The sequence below is a fragment of the Pseudomonas sp. PK-RTE-24 genome, from assembly GCF_054052265.1.
Genome location: NZ_CM133224.1, coordinates 1423041 through 1443827 on the forward strand (window position 1 = coordinate 1423041; position 20787 = coordinate 1443827).

Annotated in this window: 18 protein-coding genes; 10 read left to right on the forward strand and 8 right to left on the reverse strand. The window is 61.4% G+C overall.

What is annotated here, in order from left to right; translation table 11 throughout:
- Positions 1 to 163: 163 nt before the first annotated feature.
- A complete protein-coding gene (katE, locus tag ACV8MC_RS06215; RefSeq protein WP_457264781.1) occupies positions 164 to 2305 on the forward strand; it encodes a catalase HPII in 2142 nt (713 codons plus the stop codon).
- Positions 2306 to 2399: 94 nt separating this feature from the next.
- Here the strand turns inward: katE and ACV8MC_RS06220 are convergent, their stop codons facing one another.
- The 4 genes from ACV8MC_RS06220 to ACV8MC_RS06235 are packed head-to-tail and all read right to left on the reverse strand — an operon-like array spanning position 2400 to position 5199.
- The gene (locus ACV8MC_RS06220) at positions 2400 to 3113 is read right to left on the reverse strand and encodes a PA5502 family lipoprotein (RefSeq protein WP_016772339.1); all 714 of its coding nucleotides are present in this window, start codon (positions 3111 to 3113) and stop codon (positions 2400 to 2402) included.
- Between the two features lie 37 nt (positions 3114 to 3150).
- Positions 3151 to 3939, reverse strand: a complete 789-nt coding sequence (znuB, locus tag ACV8MC_RS06225; protein WP_016772340.1) for a zinc ABC transporter permease subunit ZnuB — start codon at positions 3937 to 3939, stop codon at positions 3151 to 3153.
- Entirely contained in the window at positions 3932 to 4717 is a 786-nt protein-coding gene (znuC, locus tag ACV8MC_RS06230) for a zinc ABC transporter ATP-binding protein ZnuC (protein WP_024014991.1), read from the reverse strand. The genes znuB and znuC overlap by 8 nt, the downstream gene beginning before the upstream one ends.
- Entirely contained in the window at positions 4717 to 5199 is a 483-nt protein-coding gene (locus tag ACV8MC_RS06235; protein WP_150743227.1) for a Fur family transcriptional regulator, read from the reverse strand. The genes znuC and ACV8MC_RS06235 overlap by 1 nt, the downstream gene beginning before the upstream one ends.
- Before the next feature lie 66 nt (positions 5200 to 5265).
- Between ACV8MC_RS06235 and ACV8MC_RS06240 the strand changes: the two genes are divergently transcribed.
- A complete protein-coding gene (locus ACV8MC_RS06240; RefSeq protein ID WP_252885091.1) occupies positions 5266 to 6186 on the forward strand; it encodes a zinc ABC transporter substrate-binding protein in 921 nt (306 codons plus the stop codon).
- Between the two features lie 128 nt (positions 6187 to 6314).
- Here the strand turns inward: ACV8MC_RS06240 and ACV8MC_RS06245 are convergent, their stop codons facing one another.
- Positions 6315 to 7268: a homoserine kinase gene (locus tag ACV8MC_RS06245; RefSeq protein ID WP_110644676.1), complete on the reverse strand. Its 954-nt coding sequence runs from the start codon at positions 7266 to 7268 to the stop codon at positions 6315 to 6317.
- A gap of 55 nt (positions 7269 to 7323) precedes the next feature.
- Positions 7324 to 7614: a DUF2782 domain-containing protein gene (locus tag ACV8MC_RS06250; RefSeq protein WP_041476480.1), complete on the reverse strand. Its 291-nt coding sequence runs from the start codon at positions 7612 to 7614 to the stop codon at positions 7324 to 7326.
- Between the two features lie 74 nt (positions 7615 to 7688).
- On the opposite strand from ACV8MC_RS06250, the gene polA reads away from it, so the two are divergent.
- Positions 7689 to 10493, forward strand: a complete 2805-nt coding sequence (polA, locus tag ACV8MC_RS06255; RefSeq protein ID WP_252887075.1) for a DNA polymerase I — start codon at positions 7689 to 7691, stop codon at positions 10491 to 10493.
- A gap of 401 nt (positions 10494 to 10894) precedes the next feature.
- On the opposite strand, the gene yihA is transcribed toward polA, so the two are convergent.
- On the reverse strand, positions 10895 to 11539 hold the full coding sequence (yihA, locus tag ACV8MC_RS06260; RefSeq protein WP_056791221.1) for a ribosome biogenesis GTP-binding protein YihA/YsxC: 645 nt from the start codon (positions 11537 to 11539) through the stop codon (positions 10895 to 10897).
- 191 nt (positions 11540 to 11730) lie between these two features.
- Between yihA and ACV8MC_RS06265 the strand changes: the two genes are divergently transcribed.
- The 7 genes from ACV8MC_RS06265 to ACV8MC_RS06295 all read left to right on the forward strand — a co-directional run bounded on the left by ACV8MC_RS06265 (position 11731) and on the right by ACV8MC_RS06295 (position 18997).
- Positions 11731 to 12036, forward strand: coding sequence for a c-type cytochrome (locus tag ACV8MC_RS06265; RefSeq protein ID WP_016772347.1), 306 nt, complete (start codon positions 11731 to 11733; stop codon positions 12034 to 12036).
- Positions 12037 to 12066: 30 nt separating this feature from the next.
- Positions 12067 to 12678 carry a c-type cytochrome gene (locus tag ACV8MC_RS06270; RefSeq protein WP_041476483.1) on the forward strand — a complete coding sequence of 204 codons (612 nt, stop codon included), beginning with the start codon at positions 12067 to 12069 and terminating at the stop codon, positions 12676 to 12678.
- A gap of 199 nt (positions 12679 to 12877) precedes the next feature.
- The gene (locus ACV8MC_RS06275) at positions 12878 to 13519 is read left to right on the forward strand and encodes a thiol:disulfide interchange protein DsbA/DsbL (RefSeq protein WP_016772349.1); all 642 of its coding nucleotides are present in this window, start codon (positions 12878 to 12880) and stop codon (positions 13517 to 13519) included.
- Positions 13520 to 13533: 14 nt separating this feature from the next.
- On the forward strand, positions 13534 to 14412 hold the full coding sequence (locus tag ACV8MC_RS06280; protein ID WP_024014985.1) for an endonuclease/exonuclease/phosphatase family protein: 879 nt from the start codon (positions 13534 to 13536) through the stop codon (positions 14410 to 14412).
- Entirely contained in the window at positions 14409 to 16424 is a 2016-nt protein-coding gene (locus ACV8MC_RS06285; protein ID WP_457264787.1) for a diguanylate cyclase, read from the forward strand. The genes ACV8MC_RS06280 and ACV8MC_RS06285 overlap by 4 nt, the downstream gene beginning before the upstream one ends.
- Before the next feature lie 101 nt (positions 16425 to 16525).
- Positions 16526 to 17308: an N-acetylmuramoyl-L-alanine amidase gene (locus tag ACV8MC_RS06290; RefSeq protein WP_457264789.1), complete on the forward strand. Its 783-nt coding sequence runs from the start codon at positions 16526 to 16528 to the stop codon at positions 17306 to 17308.
- A gap of 75 nt (positions 17309 to 17383) precedes the next feature.
- Positions 17384 to 18997: an EAL domain-containing protein gene (locus ACV8MC_RS06295; protein WP_150637297.1), complete on the forward strand. Its 1614-nt coding sequence runs from the start codon at positions 17384 to 17386 to the stop codon at positions 18995 to 18997.
- Here the strand turns inward: ACV8MC_RS06295 and ACV8MC_RS06300 are convergent.
- A complete protein-coding gene (locus tag ACV8MC_RS06300) occupies positions 18994 to 20784 on the reverse strand; it encodes an ATP-binding protein (RefSeq protein WP_150743220.1) in 1791 nt (596 codons plus the stop codon). The two genes, ACV8MC_RS06295 and ACV8MC_RS06300, sit on opposite strands and share 4 nt — an antisense overlap.
- Between the last annotated feature and the right edge of the window lie 3 nt (positions 20785 to 20787).

Consider the following 20787-nt stretch of genomic DNA (forward strand, 5'->3'; position numbering starts at 1 on the left):
AACCTTCAATTTGGCAATAACGCGATCAAAGGTCAGATAAACGGAACGGCTGAAACGCTCATCAGTCACTACTTAAGCGACTTGAAACCCCTGGGTGCCGTGCCCGGGAATCACTCAAGGGTCTTCGGAAGGCATCCGGGGCCAAACGAGGAGTTTACGTCTGATGAGCATCAAAAAGCCTGCACCTGATAAAAGCGAAATGGCCGGGACCGATACCCCGGATCGCGCCAACACCAACGCCAAGCTCGACAGCCTGGAAGAATTCCGTTCCGACGCCACCGGTCAGGCACTGCGGACCAATCAGGGCGTGAAGATCGCCGACAACCAGAACACCCTCAAAGCCGGGCCGCGCGGGCCGTCGCTGCTGGAAGATTTCATCATGCGTGAAAAGATCACGCACTTTGACCATGAGCGCATTCCGGAGCGTATCGTCCATGCGCGCGGTACCGGCGCCCACGGTTTCTTTCAGACTTACGAGAACCATGCAGCACTGACCAAGGCCGGTTTCCTACAGGATCCGGGCAAGAAAACCCCGGTGTTCGTGCGTTTTTCTACGGTGCAGGGGCCACGGGGTTCCGGCGATACCGTGCGTGACGTGCGCGGCTTTGCGGTGAAATTCTTTACCGACGAGGGTAACTTCGACCTGGTCGGCAACAACATGCCGGTGTTCTTCATTCAGGACGCGATCAAGTTCCCGGACTTCGTCCACGCGGTGAAACCCGAGCCGCACAACGAAATCCCGACCGGCGGCTCGGCTCACGATACGTTCTGGGACTTCGTCTCGCTGGTGCCGGAATCGGCGCACATGGTGATCTGGGCGATGTCCGACCGGGCGATCCCGAAAAGCCTGCGCAGCATGCAGGGCTTTGGCGTACACACCTTCCGCCTGATCAACGCCGAGGGCAAATCACGCTTCGTCAAATTCCACTGGCGCCCTACCGCCGGCACTTGCTCGCTGGTGTGGGACGAGGCGCAGAAGCTCGCCGGTAAGGACACCGACTACCACCGCCGCGACCTGTGGGAAGCGATCGAGATGGGCGATTACCCGGAATGGGAACTGGGCGTGCAGATCGTCGAAGAAGAGAACGAACACGATTTTGACTTCGACATCCTCGACCCGACCAAGATCATTCCAGAAGAAATCGTCCCGATTACGCCGCTGGGCAAAATGACCCTGAACCGCAACCCGGACAACTTCTTCGCCGAAACCGAGCAGGTCGCCTTCTGCCCTGGCCACATTGTGCCGGGTATCGACTTCTCCAATGACCCGTTGCTGCAAGGTCGGCTGTTTTCCTATACCGACACGCAGATCAGCCGACTCGGCGGGCCGAACTTCCATGAGTTGCCGATCAACCGTCCGGTGGCGCCGTTCCACAACGGCCAGCGCGATGCGCAACACCGCACCACCATCGACAAGGGGCGTGCCTCGTACGAGCCGAACTCGATCGACGGCGGCTGGCCGAAAGAAACCCCGCCGGCGGCACAGGACGGTGGTTTCGAGAGCTACCCGGAGCGCATCGACGCAGCGAAGATCCGTCAGCGCAGCGAGTCGTTCAGCGATCACTTCTCCCAGGCCCGCCTGTTCTTCAACAGCATGAGCGACCACGAGAAAGAGCACATCATCGCTGCCTACAGCTTCGAGCTGGGCAAGGTCGAACGTGAGTTCATCCGTGCCCGTGAAGTGAACGAGATCCTCGCCAATATCGACCTGAACCTGGCCAAACGCGTGGCTGAAAACCTTGGTTTGCCGGCACCCGCCAAAGGCACGGTCGAAGTGCGCAAGACCTCGCTGGAGCAATCGCCAGCGCTGAGCCAGGCCAACCTGCTGCCGGGCAACATCAAGACGCGCAAAGTGGCGATCCTTGCTGCCAACGGTGCTGACGCTGCGGCCATCGATGCGATGAAGAAGGCGCTGGAAGCCGAGGGCGCCCACGCGAAACTGCTTGGCCCGACCTCGGCGCCAGTGAAGACCGCTGACGGCAAGGCATTGCCGGTGGATGCGTCGATGGAAGGCATGCCTTCAATTGCGTTCGATGCGGTGTTCGTACCGGGTGGCGCGGCGTCGATTACCGCGTTGAGCGGTGACGGCGTGGCGTTGCACTACCTGCTCGAAGCCTACAAGCACCTGAAGGCGATCGCGCTGCACGGCGAGGCCAAGCAATTGCAGGACTTGCTGAAGCTGGATGCGGATGCTGGGCTGCTGCAGGGCGCGGATGTAGGGGCGTTGACCAAACCGTTCTTCGCCGCGATCGGCGAGCATCGGGTCTGGGCGCGGGAGCCTAAGGCCAAGGCTATTCCGGCTTAAGATCTTTATTGGCTGAGAGGACGCTTTCGCGAGCAGGCTCGCTCCCACAGGTACGCTGTTGCACCTGTGGGAGCGAGCCTGCTCGCGAAGCTTTTTATGGCTTGCGCGGGCTTAAAACCATCTGCGCCGGAACCGTGCGCAAGATCTGCTTCTCGATCTGCAAATCAAAATCAGGATCGAGCTTCTTTACTCGCTTGCTCAGCAACGTCGCCAGCCACGGATAATCCGCGGTGCGCGGCGCCTGGATGCTGACGGCGCATTCGTAATTCACCACATCGGCGGCGATAGCATCGAGTTGTCGTTGCAGCTTGTGAATATCGCCGATGTTCAACGCAACAGTGGTGCTCTCGGCGGTCGGGTCGATGACCTTGGCTTTCGGCCTGGCTTCGGCAGCCAGCAACGCGGCCTCGGCCTTTTCCAGCTCGGCCTTGCGCGCTTCGGTGATCGCGCCGTTGACGCCGCCGGTCAGCGCTGGCGCCTTGGGCATCAGAGCACGGGCGCGGCTGAGCGCGGTGGCGGCAGCGTTGACATCGCCCTTTTGCAGAACGATCTGGCTGCGGCGCAGGTACGCCTCGGCCAGCTGCCGCTGGTACTGCTCAAGGGACTGATCGTTGGGGGTCGCGGCCTGCAACGCGGCCAACTGGTCTTCGGCGGTGGCCAGTTCGCTGCTGGCCAGGCTTTGCTCCAGCTGTGCGATGGCCGTAGCCCGCGCATCGGGGACTTCAGCCACCGGCGGCGTGCTTTGGCAGGCGCCCAGCAGCACTGAAAATGCGACAAGGAGCAGATAACGGGAGGCGAACGGCTTCATTCCTGCGACTCTCTAATTGCGCAAAAAGCGGCCAAGTCTACACCCCACGACGGGGCAGAACAAAACTCAACAGAAACAGCGCGGCTGCCGTCACAACGATAGACGGCCCCGCCGGAGTGTCCTTGAACCACGACAACGCCAGCCCGCCGCACACCGCGAGCATGCCCAGCAGGCTCGCGCCCAAGGCCATCTGCTCCGGCGAACGGGCGTGACGCTGTGCCGCAGCCGCCGGGATGATCAGTAGCGATGTAATCAGCAACACCCCGACGATTTTCATCGCCACGGCGATCACCACCGCGATCAACAGCATCAGCGCCAAGCGCAAACCCGCAACCGGCAAGCCTTCGACCCGCGCCAGTTCTTCGTGCACGGTGACCGCCAGCAGCGGTCGCCACAGCGTCACCAGCAACACCAGCACCGCCGCGGTGCCACCGAGAATCCACGCAAGATCGCTCGGACTGATTGCCAGCAAGTCGCCGAACAGATAGGCCATCAGGTCGATCCGCACTTCATGCATGAAGCTTAGTACCACCAGGCCGAGAGAGAGGGTGCTCGGTGCAAGAATTCCCAACAGGGTGTCGGATGCCAGTGGCTGACGCTGTTGCAGCGTCACCAAGAGCACCGCCAGCAGCAGGCAACCGACCGTCACCGCCACCGTCGGGCTGACGTCCAGCAGAAAGCCCAGCGCCACGCCAAGCAACGCGGCGTGGGACAGGGTATCGCCGAAATAGGCCATGCGCCGCCACACCACAAACGAGCCGAGCGGTCCGGCCACCAGCGCCAGGGCCAGACCTGCAAGCAGGGCATACAAAAGAAAATCAGCCATGCTTGCAGCCGTCTCCATGAACATGAGGTTGCCCGCCGAGCGGACCTTTGACCACCGAACCGTGCAGGTCGTGGGCGTGGTCGTGATGGTGGTGATAGATCGCCAGACTCGGCGCATTCTTGCCGAACAACTCGACAAATGCCGGATCGCCGCTGACCTGCTCGGGATGCCCGGAGCAGCAGACGTGACGATTGAGGCAGACCACCTGATCGGTGGTGCTCATCACCAGATGCAAATCGTGGGACACCATCAGCACGCCGCAACCGTGGCGGTCGCGCAGACGGGTGATCAGGCTGTACAGCTCGGCCTGCCCGGCCACGTCGACGCCCTGCACCGGTTCATCCAGCACCAACAGTTCCGGCTCGCGCAGCAGTGCCCGAGCCAGCAGCACGCGCTGCATTTCGCCGCCGGAAACGCTCTGCACCGGGCTGTCGATCACGTGTTCGGCGCCAACTTCCTTCAACGCGGCCAAGGCACGCGAACGATCGACGCCAGGCACCAGGCGCAGGAAGCGCAGCACTGACAGCGGCAGCGTCGGGTCAACATGCAGTTTCTGCGGCATGTAACCGACGCGCAATTTCGGCTTGCGCCAGACGCTGCCACTGTTCGGCTTCAACAGCCCGAGCACGGCGCGTACCAGCGTGGTCTTGCCGGCGCCATTGGGGCCGATCAGGGTGACGATCTGCCCCGGCTCGACGCTCAGCTCGATGTTGTCCAGCACGGTCTGCCCGGCAAACGTGACGGCGACCTGCTCCAGACGGATCAGCGCGTTGCTCATCAGGCCCCCTGGCAACCGGCGCACAGACCAACCACTTCGACCGTCTGCGCTTCGACGATGAAACCCACGTCCTTGGCGCTGCTAACGATCGCGTCGCTGATCACTTTTTGCTCAAGTTCGATGGCGGCGTGGCACTCGCGGCAGATCAGGAACTGGCCCTGATGCGCGTGTTCAGGATGCACGCAGCCAACGAAGGCGTTGAGCGACGAGATGCGATGGACCAGGCCGTTTTCGAGCAGGAAATCCAGTGCGCGGTACACGGTAGGCGGCGCTGCGCGGCGGCCGTCCTGCTCGCTGAGCACCGCGAGGATGTCATAGGCTCCCAGCGGCTTGTGGCTTTGCCAGACCAGTTCCAGCACGCGGCGGCGCAGGGCAGTCAGACGCAAACCTTTCTGCGCGCACAAGGTATCGGCCTCGGACAGAGCGCTGTGCACGCAATGGGAGTGGTCGTGGGGACGGCTGGCAATCGGTGTAATAGGCATGAGCGGCGACGAGATTTGCTGGAGACGTTATTATGTTACCCGTTCTCGCTTCCTTGAGTGGTCATCGTGTCCCGACTTTTTTCTGTTTTTGTGGCTTTTGTTGCCAGTTTTCTGCTGATCGGTACGGCCCAGGCCGAGGTCAAAGTGCTCACCAGTATCAAACCGTTGCAGCTGATTGCGGCTGCCGTGCAGGACGGCGTGGCGATTCCCGAGGTGCTGCTGCCGCCGGGTGCCTCCCCACACAATTACGCCCTGCGCCCATCCGACGTACGGAAGGTGCAGTCGGTCGATCTGCTCTACTGGATCGGCCCGGACATGGAAGGTTTCCTGCCGCGCGTGCTCGGCGGTCGCAGCCTGCCGAGCGTCGCCGTGCAGGATCTGCCGGGGCTCAAGCTGCGGCATTTCGGCGCGGACAACCATTCCCACGCTGAAGAAGCCGACGAGCATGATCACGACCATCGCCCCGGCTCGCTGGATGCACACCTGTGGTTGTCACCGGCCAACGCGCGGGTGATCGCCGACAAAATGGCCGCCGACCTCAGCGCCGCCGACCCGGCCAATGCCCAGCGCTATCAGAGCAATGCCAAAGCCTTCGATGAACGTCTGGATGCGCTGGATCAGCGCTTGAAGAAGCGTCTGGCCAATGTCGAAGGCAAGCCGTACTTCGTGTTTCATGAGGCGTTTGATTATTTCGAAGACGCTTACGGCCTGAAGCACGCGGGCGTGTTCGCGGTGGCCGCTGAAGTACAGCCCGGCGCCCAGCATGTCGCGGCGATGCGCAAGCGCTTGCAGGAAGTGGGCAAGACCTGTGTGTTCAGCGAGCCACCGTTGCGTCCACGTCTGGCGGAAACGCTGGTGGCCGGTTTGCCAGTGAAACTGGCCGAGCTGGATGCGCTGGGTGGTTATACGCCGGCGACCGCTCAGGGATATGAGCAGGTGCTGGAAAAACTCGGCAATGATCTGGCCGGATGCCTGGAATCGCTGTAACAACACAAACCCTGTGGGAGCGAGCCTGCTCGCGAAAGCGGTGGGTCAGTCAGCAAAAATGCTGAACGGGCCGCCGCCTTCGCGAGCAGGCTCGCTCCCACAGGTTCATGTTTGCTTGGCGAATCTACTCAGAGGGCGAAGGGCAACGGTGTATTGACCTTCTGCCGCTGCGCCAGGCGCTGCTCGAACTCTTGCGGATCGTGAATCAACACATCCTGCCCGGCGAACTGCTCGGCGGCGATCAAGCGTGACAGCCAGAACCGCACACAGGCCACACGCAACATCGTTGGCCAGAGCTCAGCCTCCGCCGCCGTGAACGGGCGCAGCGCCGCATAGGCACCGAGAAACGCACGCGCACGCGGGCCATCGATCACGCCCTCCTCGTCAGAACACCAGTCATTCAAGGCAATTGCCACGTCGTACAGCATCGGCCCCGAGCAGGCGTTGTAGAAGTCGATCAGCCCGGTCAGGTGGGTGCCTTCGAACATGGCGTTGTCGCGGAACAGGTCGGCGTGAATGTTCGCCCGAGGCAGTGCAAGGATCTTGTCTTTGCGCTCGGTGATCTCATCCAGCGCCTTTTGCAGCAAGGCACGCGGCTCATCGCTCAGGTGCGAGAGAAATTCAGTGCCCTCCTCCAGCATCCAGTCCAGACCACGATCGGTCTTGCGCTTGATCATGCGCTCGCCTTGGGTCGCCAGGTGCAGATGCGCCTGCAACTCGCCGACCTGGGCGCAGTGCTGGGCGTTAGCGACTTTGATGTGCTTGCCGGACAGGCGCGGTTGCAGCAGCGCCGGTTTGCCTTTGAGCTCACGCAGGGCCAAGCCGTCGGTGGTGCGCAGGGCGTAAGGCACCGGCAGTTCGGCTTCGTGCAGCACGTCGAGCAGGTCGATGAAGAACGGCATCTCCTGCACCGGGCCGCGTTCGACCAGGGTCAGGACAAACTCGCCCTGCTCCAGACTGATGAAGAAATTGGTGTTTTCGCTGCCGGCGGCGATCCCCTGGAAATCGAGCAGGCGGCCGAGCCCGTAAGGGGCGAGAAAGGTTTCCAGCTCGGGCCGAGCCAGGGGAGTGAACACAGACATGTCTTGACTGCCAGTACGGGCGCCGCAACGGCGGCGCCACAAGTGAATTAAAAACCTACTTCCATTCGAAGATCTTCCATGACGGGATCAGCATATCCGGCTGGTCCGAGCGGATGAAGTTGGCATCCGTTCCGTCGGCGCGCACCAGAAAGTACGGCGGCGCGCCCTTCGGCGTGACCTTGATCGCATACAGGAAACCGTTCTGACGGTACTCCTGAATAGTCTTGTCGCCCTCCGTGCGGATGGTGACCTCGGGGTCGCCGCCCGGCGCATCATCCGCCGCAATCGCGGCCAGTGGTGAGACAGCGATCAACCCGACCAGCAGCAAGCGATTTAACGTACGCATGATAACCTTGTCCCTTTGTCGTCAACGGTCCCGCTATTCTAGCGCCGGACCCGCCGAAAAGGTTGATCCTGCTCATGAGCCAAGCCCCCCTCGTCCTGGTGGACGGTTCGTCTTACCTGTACCGCGCCTTTCATGCACTGCCACCACTGACCACGTCCAAAGGCCTGCCGACCGGTGCGGTCAAAGGCGTGCTGAACATGCTCAAGAGTCTGCGCAAGCAGTACCCGGACAGCCCCTTCGCCGTGGTGTTCGACGCCAAGGGTGGAACATTTCGCGATGAGATGTACGCCGAATACAAGGCCAACCGGCCGAGCATGCCCGATGACATGCGCGTGCAGATCGAGCCGCTGCACCAGAGCGTGATCGCCCTCGGCTTCCCGCTGCTGTGCGTCGACGGCGTCGAGGCCGACGACGTGATCGGCACCCTCGCCCGCAGCAGTGCGGCAGCAGATCGGCCGGTGATCATTTCCACCGGTGACAAGGACATGGCGCAACTGGTCGACGGCCACATTACCTTGGTCAACACCATGTCCGGTAGCTCGATGGATGTGGAAGGCGTGAAGGAGAAATTTGGCGTCGCACCGGAGCAGATCATCGATTATCTGGCACTGATGGGCGATTCCTCCGACAACATTCCGGGCGTGCCGGGCATCGGCCCGAAGACGGCGTCCGGCCTGTTGGTCGGCGTCAACGGCGGTCTGACCGAGCTGTACGCCAACCTCGACATCGTGCCGACCCTGCCGATCCGTGGCGCAAAAACCTTGCCGGCCAAGCTCGAAGAGCATCGGGAAATGGCTTTCCTGTCCTATCAACTGGCGACCATCAAGGTCGACGTGCCGCTGGATATCGGCCTCGATGATCTGCAGATGGGCCAGGAAGATCCGGCCAAACTCTACGAGCTGTACACCCTGCTGGAATTCAAGAGCTGGCTCAATGATCTGGATCGCGATGCCAAGCGTCTGGAACTGAGTGCGGCGGCCGAACCTGCGCCCGCCCATGATCTGTTCAGCGCCCCGCAAGCCGAGGCACCTGTTGCCCCTGCCGAGGCCGCGTACGAAACCATCCTCGATCAGGCTCGCTTCGACGTCTGGCTGGAAAAACTGCGCAACGCCAAACTGATCGCCTTCGACACCGAAACCACCGGCATCGACGCGCAGCGAGCGCAACTGGTCGGTCTGTCGTTCGCCGTACAGGCCAACGAAGCTGCGTACATCCCGCTGACCCACTCCTACATCGGCGTGCCTGAGCAGCTGGATCGCGACACCGTGCTGCGGGCACTCAAGCCGATTCTGGAAGACCCGAGCAAACTCAAGGTTGGCCAGCACGCCAAGTTCGACATGAACATTCTGGCCAACTGCGCCATTGGCGGCGATCAGAGTGAAGGCATCAGCGTGCGCGGCATCGCCTTCGACACCATGCTCGAGTCCTACGTACTCAATTCCACCGCGACCCGTCACGACATGGACAGCCTCGCGCAGAAGTACCTTGACCACACCACGGTGAGCTTCCAGGACATCGCCGGCAAAGGTGCCAAGCAACTGACCTTCGACCAGATCGCTCTGGAACAGGCCGGGCCGTATGCCGCCGAAGACGCCGACATCACTCTGCGCCTGCACCAGATCCTGTTCGACAAGCTCAGCGCGATTCCGAGCCTGGCCAGCGTCTTGACCGACATCGAAATCCCACTGGTACCGGTACTGGCGCGCATCGAACGCCAGGGCGCGTTCGTCGATGCCGAACTGCTCGGCATTCAGAGCATTGAGCTGGGCAACAAAATGGTCGCGCTGGAGCGTGAAGCCTTCGAAATTGCCGGGGAGGAATTCAACCTCGGCTCGCCGAAGCAGCTGGGCGTGATTCTCTATGAGAAGCTCGGCCTGCCGGTGCTGAAGAAAACCGCCAAGGGCCAGCCGTCCACCGCTGAAGAAGTGCTGGCGAAACTCGCCGAAGACGATCACCGCTTGCCGAAGGTGCTGATGGAGCACCGCTCGATGAGCAAGCTGAAAAGCACCTACACCGATCGCCTGCCCGAGCAGATCAACCCGCGCACCGGGCGCATCCACACCTCGTATCATCAGGCCGTGGCTTCGACCGGGCGCCTGTCTTCCAGTGATCCGAACCTGCAGAACATTCCGGTGCGCACCGCCGAAGGCCGACGCATTCGTCAGGCGTTCGTCGCACCGAAGGGTTACAAACTGCTGGCGGCGGACTATTCGCAGATCGAACTGCGGATCATGGCCCACCTGTCCCGCGACGAAGGCCTGATGAACGCCTTTCGCAACAATCTCGACGTGCACACTGCAACCGCTGCCGAAGTATTCAAGGTCGAGCTTGATCAAGTGACCTCGGACCAGCGCCGCAGCGCCAAGGCGATCAACTTCGGTCTGATCTACGGCATGGGCGCGCAGAAGCTCGGCAAGGACATCGGCGTCGACACCAAGACCGCCAAGGCCTACATCGACACCTACTTCGCCCGTTATCCAGGCGTGCGCGAATACATGGAGCGTACCCGCGCGCAAGCGGCGGATCAGGGTTACGTCGAAACTTTCTTCGGTCGTCGCCTGTACTTGCCGGAGATCAACTCGAACAAGCCGCAGGAACGCGCCGCTGCAGAACGCACAGCGATCAACGCGCCGATGCAGGGCACCGCAGCGGACATCATCAAGAAAGCCATGGTGGCAGTGGATAACTGGCTGGCCACGTCGGGGCTGGATGCCCGGGTCATCCTGCAAGTGCACGACGAACTGGTGCTGGAGGTTCGCGAGGATCTGGTCGAGCAGGTCAGCGCCGAAATTCGTACGCACATGAGCGAAGCGGCGAAACTGGATGTGCCGCTGCTGGTGGAAGTTGGCGTGGGCAACAACTGGGATGAGGCGCACTGAGTTTGTAGAGGTGCCGCGACGCGACGTCGCGGCAAGCCTCGTAAACCGGCTTAGAACGATAAATGCTGGAGGCTATTCCAAAGCTTTTTGAAAAAAATCTGAACTAATCTGTCGACCGAACACTCAGAGGTACTGAATGGCTGGTGAAGCCCTTCGATGCTCCTATGTTGTGTTAAGTGTTGGCAGATATCTGAACCCCGCCCTAGCGGTTCGGAACTTAAACCCCGGAACTTCTCCCTCCCCAATGAAGTCCGGGGCTTTTTTTGCCCCAAAACTGGCTGTGATGCCGTCATGCTGCGTTAAAAGCACCGCTAAAAATGCTCATTTAGGTACCCTAAACTCCGCTTTTTAGCGGTGCTTTCGCCTTGCCTGACAGCACCACAGTCAGTTTTGAAATTGTCTTACTCGGCTGCCGCCTCGGTGTTTTTGTCTGCCAGTTCCATCCAGTCGGCCAATACGGTGTAGGCCTCTTCCAGGCCCATGCGTTTTGGTGCGGAGAACAGTTGGATGGTGATCGAGTCGCCCCAGCCCTTGCGGATTTCCGACTGTACTTTCAGCAGGGTGTTCTTGGCTGCGCCGTAGGTGAGCTTGTCGGCTTTGGTCAGCAGGATGTGCATCGGCATGCCAGCGGCGACGGCCCAGTCGAGCATCAGCAGGTCGAAGTCGGTCATCGGATGGCGGATGTCCATCATCAGAATCAGACCTTTCAAACTCTCCCGACCACCGAGGTAAGCCTCAAGGTGGCGCTGCCAGTGTTGCTTGAGCGGGATCGGTACTTTTGCATAACCGTAGCCCGGCAGGTCGACCAGACGGCGATCATCGTCTAGCTTGAAGAAGTTCAACAGCTGTGTGCGACCCGGAGTTTTCGAGGTGCGCGCCAGGCTGGCGTGGGTCAGGGTGTTCAGCGCGCTGGATTTGCCGGCGTTGGAACGACCGGCAAACGCCACTTCGAAGCCTTCGTCGTCAGGGCATTGATCGACTTTGGCGGCACTGAGCATGAATGTGGACTGTTGGCACAGGCCGAGGATGGGATTCTTGAGTTGCATGGGATTTCCGATGTGGGCGGCGCCGGGATTGGGCGCGGAACGCGGTGTCGCTTCCGTTTCAGTGACGCCAGTATATAATGCCGCAGATTTTGTGTGTGCTTTGTCCCAGCGAAGGATGAAGCTCACGAGAGCGACAGACTTTGATTGCGCATTAGAACGCAGAACGCTCTCAACCCTGAAAAGGTCGTTTTATGACGAAATGGCTGCTGGCTGCCGGAGTCTTGATGCCGCTTTACAGCGCACAGGCTACACAGGATCCGGAAGCCGTGTACAACCGTGTTTGTGGTGCCTGTCATTCCGGCCAACTACCCATGGCGCCCGCAAGAGGCGATCAGGAAGCTTGGACGCCGAGGTTGGCGAAAGGTATGGGGACGCTGGTGCAACACGTGACCCAGGGTTTCAAGGCGATGCCGCCGCGTGGTTTGTGCATGGACTGCAGTGCCGAGGATTACCAGGCCATCATCCTGTGGATGAGCGAGAGTAAGCCCGGTCCATAACTTAACCCTTAGCCGTAGTTGGATTAGCTGATGAACAAATTGATCGTGAGTCTGCTGTTGACCGTGGGAATTTCAGGTATCGCCCATGCTGCCGGCGATGCCGCAGCAGGCCAGGCCAAAGCTGCCGTTTGCGGGGCCTGCCATGGCCCGGACGGCAACAGCATGGCGCCAAACTTTCCGAAACTGGCAGGTCAGGGTGAACGCTACCTCGACAAGCAATTGCACGACATCAAGTCGGGCAAGCGCGTGGTGCTGGAAATGACCGGGCTGCTGACCAACCTGAATGATCAGGATCTGGCCGACATCGCTGCGTACTTCGCCAGTCAGAAAGGCAGTGTCGGCGCCGCCGATCCGAAGATCGTCGCTCGCGGTGAAGCGCTGTTCCGTGGCGGCAACCTGGAAAAAGGCCTGCCAGCCTGCACCGGTTGCCATTCGCCGAACGGTGCCGGCAATGCCGCCGCAGGCTTCCCGCACCTGGGTGGCCAGCACGCTCAATACATCGCCAAGCAACTGACCGATTTCCGCAAGGAAGAAGGCGGTCGCGCCAACGACGGCGACGCAATGACCATGCGCACCATCGCACGCAAGCTGAGCGACGAAGACATCGCTGCGGTTTCCAGCTACATCCAGGGCTTGCACTGAGACCCTGATTCGAGGGTTGCACGAGGCGCGTAACGCCGGCCACGTTAACGCTCGATTAATCCTTCGCAGCAAGTATAAAAAGGGTGGCTTTGGCCGCCCTTTTTTGTGGCCGCTGCCGTTACACTACAGCACTCATGCCCGCCAGGATCTGTGTCGCAACAGGTCGAGCGAGGCGACCCAAATTGTTCAGGAGTAAAGCATGCGTAATCTGATCATCAGCGCCGCCCTCGTCGCTGCCAGCCTGTTCGGCGTCACCGCCCAGGCCGCTGAAGCCCCTGCCGCCCCTTATGTCGAACTGGCCAATCCGGTGCCGGTTGCAAAGCCTGGCAAGATCGAAGTGGTCGAGCTGTTCTGGTACGGCTGCCCGCATTGCTACGCTTTTGAGCCAGTGATCAATCCATGGGTTGAAAAACTGCCGTCCGACGTCAACTTCGTGCGCATTCCCGCCATGTTCGGCGGCCCATGGGACGCTCACGGCCAGATGTTCCTGACTCTGGAAGCCATGGGTGTCGAGCACCAGGTGCACAACGCCGTGTTCAACGCGATCCAGAAAGAACACAAGAAGCTCACCGACAAGAATGACATGGCTGACTTCCTCGCCACTCAAGGCGTGGACAAGGACAAGTTCCTCGCCACTTTCGACTCGTTCGCTATCAAAGGCCAGATCGTCAAGGCCCGTGAGCTGGCGAAGAAGTACGAAATCACTGGCGTGCCAACCATGATCGTCAATGGTAAATACCGCTTCGACATCGGCTCTGCCGGTGGTGCCGAGCAAGCATTGAAGCTGGCTGACGATCTGGTCGCCAAAGAGCGAGCGGCTAACAAGGCTGCTGCCAACTAAGCGCGGCATTCGCCATGCGCCGCTGGAAGTCCGAACGCATCGTTGGCCTGCATGATCCGCAGGTCAACGAGCATCATCTGGCGTCTACGGGCCTGCCCGCAGACCAGCGTCTGCGCTTGCTCAGTTTCAACATTCAGGTCGGCATCAGCACCGAGCGCTATCGGCATTACCTGACCCGCAGCTGGCAGCATCTGCTGCCGCACACCGGGCGTTCCGGCAATCTGCAGAAGATCGGTGACCTGCTCGGCGACTTCGATCTGGTCGCCCTGCAGGAAGCCGATGGCGGCAGCCTGCGTTCGGGCTACGTCAATCAGGTCGAACATCTGGCCCACCTCGGCGCCTTTCCCTACTGGTATCAACAACTCAATCGCAACCTCGGTCGACTGGCCCAGCACAGCAATGGCGTGCTCAGTCGCCTGAAGCCGTGGGCGATCGAGGATCATCCGCTGCCCGGCCCGAAAGGTCGCGGCGCGATCCTGCTGCGCTTCGGCGAAGGTCCGGAAGCGCTGGTGGTGGTAATGATGCACTTGGCCCTCGGCGCGCGGACCCGCAGCCTGCAACTGGCCTACATTCGTGATTTGATCAGCGGTTACAAGCATCAGGTGCTGATGGGCGACATGAATACCCATGCCAGCGACCTGCTCGAACACTCGCCATTACGCGATCTCGGCCTGCTGGCCCCGCAGGTGGAAGCGACCTTCCCCAGCTGGCGCCCACAGCGTTGCCTTGATCATATTCTGCTCAGCCCGACCCTGACCCTGGAAAAGGTCGAGGTACTGGCCCAGCCCATTTCCGATCACCTGCCGGTCGCGGTGGAAATTCGTCTGCCGGGTTCGCTCACGGCCGACGCATTGCCCGCGTTGAGCCCTGCCCCTCGCGGAACCTGTGAATGAGCGACGACGCCCAGCGCTGGAAAGAGAAGTACCTCAAGAGCATCGAACAGCAGGACAAGCTCGAACGCCGCTGGGCCGCGCGACTGGACCTGCTGCGGCGCGGTCTGGTGCGCAGCACGCTGGCGGCCGAGGGCACCGACAAGGTCGTCGATCAGTGCATGAAAGAAATGCGCGAAGTCGTGCGCACCGATGACATGGACGCCGGCCTCGCGGCCCTGCTGCCGCGTCTGGAAAAAGCCGTGCTCGACTCCGAGCAGCGCCGTGAGACCCGCATTGATCAGGTCAGCACCGCGCTGACCGCGCTGGTCACCCAGTTGCAGGCTTTGCCGCTGCCGCGCGAAGTCGCGCAACCGCTGAAGAAATTCGCCAAACAACTGGACAGCCGCGTCGGTCAGGCGCGGGAAATGCCACTGCTGCTGAGCGAACTCAGTGGCTTGCAGGGCAAGGCCTTGAGTCAGTTGGAAACGCCTGCCGAGCCGGGTCGGCCGGGGTTGTTGCAGCGTTTGTTTGGTAGTCGCGACGGTGAAGAAGCCGTTGCACCGGCGGCCGACATACCAGCAACACCAGTGCCGCAGCCGGTCGAAGCCCGGCAGCCTGAACCGGAGCCTGCGCAATCGGCACCGGTGGCCAACGCGGAGCCAGCGATCGCAGCGCCCGCGACCATCATCGAAACGCCCGCCCAGACCCCGCCTGATGTGCCGCAAGTCGTTGCGTTCGCTGCGCCTGTGGTCGTCGTTGAAGCCGAGCCAGTGCAGGTTGAACCAGCCCCTGACACCGAGATGACCGTCGCTGCGCCAGCAACCGAGGCGTTCAACCCCGATGAACTGATCCACCCCGGCGATCCCTCGCCGCTGATTCTCGATAGCCTGCCCTTGCCCGAGCCGATCGCTCAGGCCTTGGCCGCTATCGACCCGGAGCAGTCGGAACACGACATCCTCTTCGCTCTGCCGGATTCCCCGGAGCCGTCCTACAGCTCCGTGGCCAGACACATCGAAGACACGCTGATCGGCCTGCTCGATGACCTGACCCTGCCCGAGCGTCACCGGCCGCAAGCCGAAGCCATGCGCGAACAGCTCAAACACGGGTTGAACTGGTACGAACTGCTGCCAATCCTCGACGATCTTGCAACTTTGATGCTGGCGATTACCGATAGCGGTCAGCACGAATTCGAAGCCTATCTGCAACAGCTCAACGAACGCCTTGAAGCGTTCCAGAGCAACCTGCAAGCGGCCAGCGAAGGGCATGCCGACAACAGCTCGGCGGCGCGGGCCATGGACACGCAGATTCGCGAGCAGGTCGACGGCTTGCAGAGCAGCGTCCAGCAAGCAGCCGACCTCGATGACCTCAAGCATGTGCTGGAGAATCATCTGGAAGGCCTGCTGGGAACGATGGACCAGCACCAGAAGCAGCGCGACGCCCGCGAGCAGGAAGTCGCCGCCAGATTGAAGAGCCTGTCGGAGCGCGTGGCGCATATGGAGCAGGAAGCCTTGGGTTTCCGTGAACACCTTGAAGAGCAGCGGCAGAAAGCCCTGATCGATCCGTTGACCGGCCTGCCCAACCGCGCGGCGTGGAGCGAACGCCTGGAGCATGAAATCCAGCAATGGCAGCAGCACGGCAACACCCTCAGCCTGGCCATGCTCGACCTCGATCACTTCAAGCGGATCAACGACAGCTACGGCCACCTGGCCGGCGACAAAGTCCTGAAGATCATCGCCACAGTGCTGCGCAAGCGCCTGCGCGGCTCGGATTTCATCGCCCGTTTCGGCGGTGAAGAGTTTGTGCTGTTGCTGCCGACGACGCCGCCAGCGGTTGGCGCAAAACTGCTGGAAACCCTGCGCGCGGCGATCGAAGCCTGCCCGTTTCATTTCAAGGGCGAGCGAGTGACCATTACGATTTCCATGGGACTGGCATCGTTCAAGGTCGGAGAACACAGCGATCTAGTGTTGAAAAGAGCCGATCAGGCGCTGTATCGGGCAAAAAACGCCGGACGCAACCGAGTGGAGCTCGGCTAAGGCAATTGTTCCATTTTGTTTAATTCCGCCCGCTGGCGGACGCTGGCCAAACCGGTACGTTACACTGTTGCATTACTGTCTTCTGCGTATTGTCCTCTGCCATGAAATTCTTTGCCCTTGTTGCCTCGCTGTTCGTCCTCGCTGGTTGCGCCAGCGGCCCGCGTTACGACACCAGCCACCCTTCGGCCAATTACGACAGTCGCATCCAGTTCGTTGTGGTGCATTACACCTCGGCGTCGCTGGAGCGTTCGCTGCAATTGCTGACCCATGGCGACGTCAGCAGCCATTACCTGATCGGCGATGACAAGAACGCCACAATCTACAAGCTGATGGACGAAAACCAACGGGCCTGGCACGCCGGCGAGAGTCAATGGCAAGGCCGCACCTGGTTGAACTCCAGCTCCATCGGCATCGAAATCGTCAATCCCGGCTACAAGGACACCCCGACCGGGCGCCTGTGGTATCCGTACAGCGAAGCGCAGATCGAATCGTTGATCACCCTGCTCAAGGACATCAGCAAGCGCAACGGCATCAGCCCGCGGCACATCATCGGTCACAGCGACATCGCGCCGCTGCGCAAGCTTGATCCGGGGCCACTGTTTCCGTGGAAACGTCTCGCCGCCGAAGGCCTTGGCCTGTGGCCGAACGAGCAAGCGGTGGCGCGTCAGCAGGCGGTTTTCAACACCAATCCGCTGCCGGAGATCGGCTGGTTCCAGGCGCAACTTGCGCGCCTGGGTTACGACACGCCGCAGACCGGCGAGCTGGACGTCGCCACGCGCCACGTCCTCGCAGCGTTCCAGATGCATTACCGCCCTGCTCGCTTCGACGGCACGCCGGATGCACAAACCGCGGCACTTCTCCTGATCCTCAATCAGACAAAATAATGACGCCCGCCCGACGGTCAGGGCGAAATCGCAATCAGCAGCTATAACTCATGGTAATTCTTCGGAAAATCCTTGATGGCTGCGACCCGAGAGACGCTGCGTAGCTGGTTTTATCGCCCTGCTTTTTTGGCGATGATCGCGGCTGTCCTCAGCGCCAGCCTGTTGATCGCCGGCGGTATGTTCGCGGCGATACGCCAGATGGAAGTGCGCGAGAGCCAGGAAATGAACGCCCAGGGCGAGCGTTTCCTCGCTCGCCTCGAACAATTGTTCGGCCAGTTGCGCGAAAGTCTCGACGATCTTGAAGCCCAGCCCTTGCGTGGCTGCGACGAAGAAATGATCGCGACCCTGCAGCAAGTCACCTTCAACTACCGCTTCGTCTATGAAGCGGCATATATGGACGCTTCGCGATTCTGCTCCAACCGTCCGCGCCAGGAAGGTCTGTCGTTGGTGCGCGCGCCGGACATTCAGGGTCCGACCTACAGCTATTGGCTGAATACCACCACCGAACCCGATGAAAACCGCGCGGCACTGATGCTCGGTCGCGGTAACTTTCGTGTCGCTACCTCGCGCGGACATTTGACCGACATGGTCGATCTGTCGCCCGGCAGCAGCCTGCTGGTGGTACTCGATCACGGCACTCGCGCGATTCCGGTGCTCGGCACCGCACAGACCTGGCCACCGACCGAACCCTGGCCACCGAAGAGCCGTGATGCGCTGCAAGTCACGCAAACGCGGCTGATCTATCGCATGCCCACCGACAACCCGGAATATCAATTGGTGCTGATCACGCCGCGCACGGGCATGCACGTCCCGGCTGTGTGGTGGTGGCTGTTGCCGGTGTGCCTGATCGCCGGCGCCGTTGTCGGCTTTCTGACCTTGCTGCTGGTGCGTCAGCGCCAGTCACTGGATGCCGAGCTGCACGGAGCGATCCGCCGGGGTGAGTTGCAGGTGCTATATCAGCCGATCTTCGACCTCGACAGCCGCCACTGCGTCGGCGCCGAAGCGCTGCTGCGCTGGCGGCGCCCGGACGGCACCCTGACCAGCCCCGACCTGTTCATTCCCATGGCGGAGAACACCGGGCAGATCCGGCAGATGACCGACTTCGTGTTGCAGCGTCTGCTCGAACAACTGGGCCAGTTACTGCGCGCCAATCCGCAGCTGTATATCTCGGTGAACCTCGCGGCCTGCGACGTCATGGTGCCGCGCATCGGCCAGGTCATGGCGCGGCTGCTTGCCCTGCACCGTGTCGCCGCGCGGCAGATAGCCTTCGAAGTCACCGAGCGCGGCCTGATTGATGTGGTGGTGGCGCGGGAAAACCTGCAAGCCTTGCGCGACGTTGGCCATCAGGTGCTGATCGATGATTTCGGCACCGGCTATTGCAGCCTTGCCTATCTGCAGACCTTGCCGGTGGACTGCCTGAAGATCGACAAGGCGTTCATCGATGCGCTGGGCCATGACGCGGCGAGCAGCGGCGTCGCTCCGCACATCATTCACATGGCGCAGGCGCTGGATCTGAAAGTGATTGCCGAAGGCATCGAGCTGGAATCCCAGGCAGCGCTGCTCAGCAGTGAGGGGGTCAAGTTCGGTCAGGGCTGGCTGTTCGCCCACGCCTTGAGCGCCGTGCAATTCATCGAACTGATCACCCGAGGTCGACGCCTGGCCGGGCGGCGTATGGACGACGAGGCTTAAACGGCCAGCGCCATGTAGAACTGGGTGCCCTGCCCAGGCCGCGAGTAGACGCCCATGCGCCCGCCGTGCAACTGGACGATTTCCTTGCACAGCGCCAGGCCGAGCCCGGCGCCGCCCTTCTTGCGCCCGACCTGCACGAACGGCTCGAAAATCCGCCCCTGCTGGCCGTAGGCAATGCCTTCGCCATTGTCTTCGACGCTGATGATCACCCGCTCGCCATGGCGGCGCGCCTGCAGACGGATCTGGCCGTCGCGGGCGGTATGGCGCAAGGCGTTGTCGATCAGATTGTCGAGGACGCGATCGAGTTGCGCCTGATCAGCCTGCAACCTCGGCAGCGGGCCTTGAATCTCGACGTTCAGCGCAACACCTTTGGCCGCAGCCACGTCAGCAAAGCGCAGCTGCGCCTGCTCCAGCAGGTCCTCAATGGAACATGGCGCCAGGGTGAGTTTCTGTAGACCGTTCTGGTAGCGCGAGAAATTCAGCAAGTCGTTGATCAATTGCATCAGCCGCTGCATTTCTTCGTTGACCGTATCCAGCAGGTCAGCTTCGCGCGATTCCACCGGGAACTTGGCCCGCTCGCGAAACAGTCCGAAGGCCATGTGCATGCCGGTGACCGGCGTGCGCAGTTCATGGGAAGCGCGCAAGACAAACTCACTGCGCACGCGCTCGAACGCGCGTTGCTCGGTGACGTCGTGCAGCACCATCACCGCACCGAGAATATGTCCTTGGGTATGACTGACCGGCGTCAGGCTGTAAGTCAGCAGGCGCGATTCGCCATCGACTTCGATGCTCAGATCTTCCGGCGCCCGCTCCAGCGTGCCGCCGCGCAGGACCAATTGCAGTTGCGCATCCAGTTCCGGGCGGCCGAGCGCGGTGCCCAAGCCTTGGCCCAGTCGATCGTCTTCCCAGCCCAACTGGCGCTGAGCAACAGGGTTGAGGTGCTCGAGCTGGCCCTGGCGATCAATCATCAACAAACCGTCGTCGATACTATCGAGCACCGCTTGCAAGCGCTGCTGGCCGGCCAACAGTTCGTCGACATTCATCGCCTGGTGTTCGCGCAACGCCTCGGCCATCAGGCCGAAGCGCCGCGACAGCAGGTTGACTTCCATGGCCGTGGAAATCGGCAGAGTCACGTCATAGTTGCCCTGGCCGATGTTGTCGGCAGCCTTGGCCAGCGCTTCGATCGGTGCGCCGAAGCGCCGAGCAATGCCCTGCGCCGTGACAAAACCGATGATCAGCACTGCCAGCCCGACCAGGCCAAGCAGCCCGGCTATCAGCAGGGCGCGTTCGCGAGCGGCGTGCTGCACCTCATTGATACTGTCCAGCGCGTGCTTGTGCTCAGCAATCAACCCATTACGCAGGATATTGAAGCGCTCGCGGAAATCCGCGCTGGTGCTGGCGTTCTTTGCCGCTTCGGCGGTGACGTCGAATGAGGCGAGGAAGTTCAGGTAATCGGCCTTGGCCTGGCGGAAACCGTAAGGCTGGCCATCGCCCTCCTGCTGCTGGGCGATGCCTTGGTCGAGCAACTCGAAGTAGTGCTGCTTGGACGCTTCGAACGCGACGGGGTCGGGCTTCTCGGCGAGCATGATGATCAATTGATCACCGAGGGTCTGGCGCAGCTTGAGGCCCAGATCCAGAGTGACAAAGTTGCTGCGCACCAGCGCTTCCTGCGACCCGGCCATCTGCATCACGCTGACCAGCCCGAGCAAGAGCCCGAGCAAGGCCACGGTGATCAACGCAGAAATGCTCAGGAACAGGCGCGTGCGCAGCTTGATCGCCAGTTTCATCGC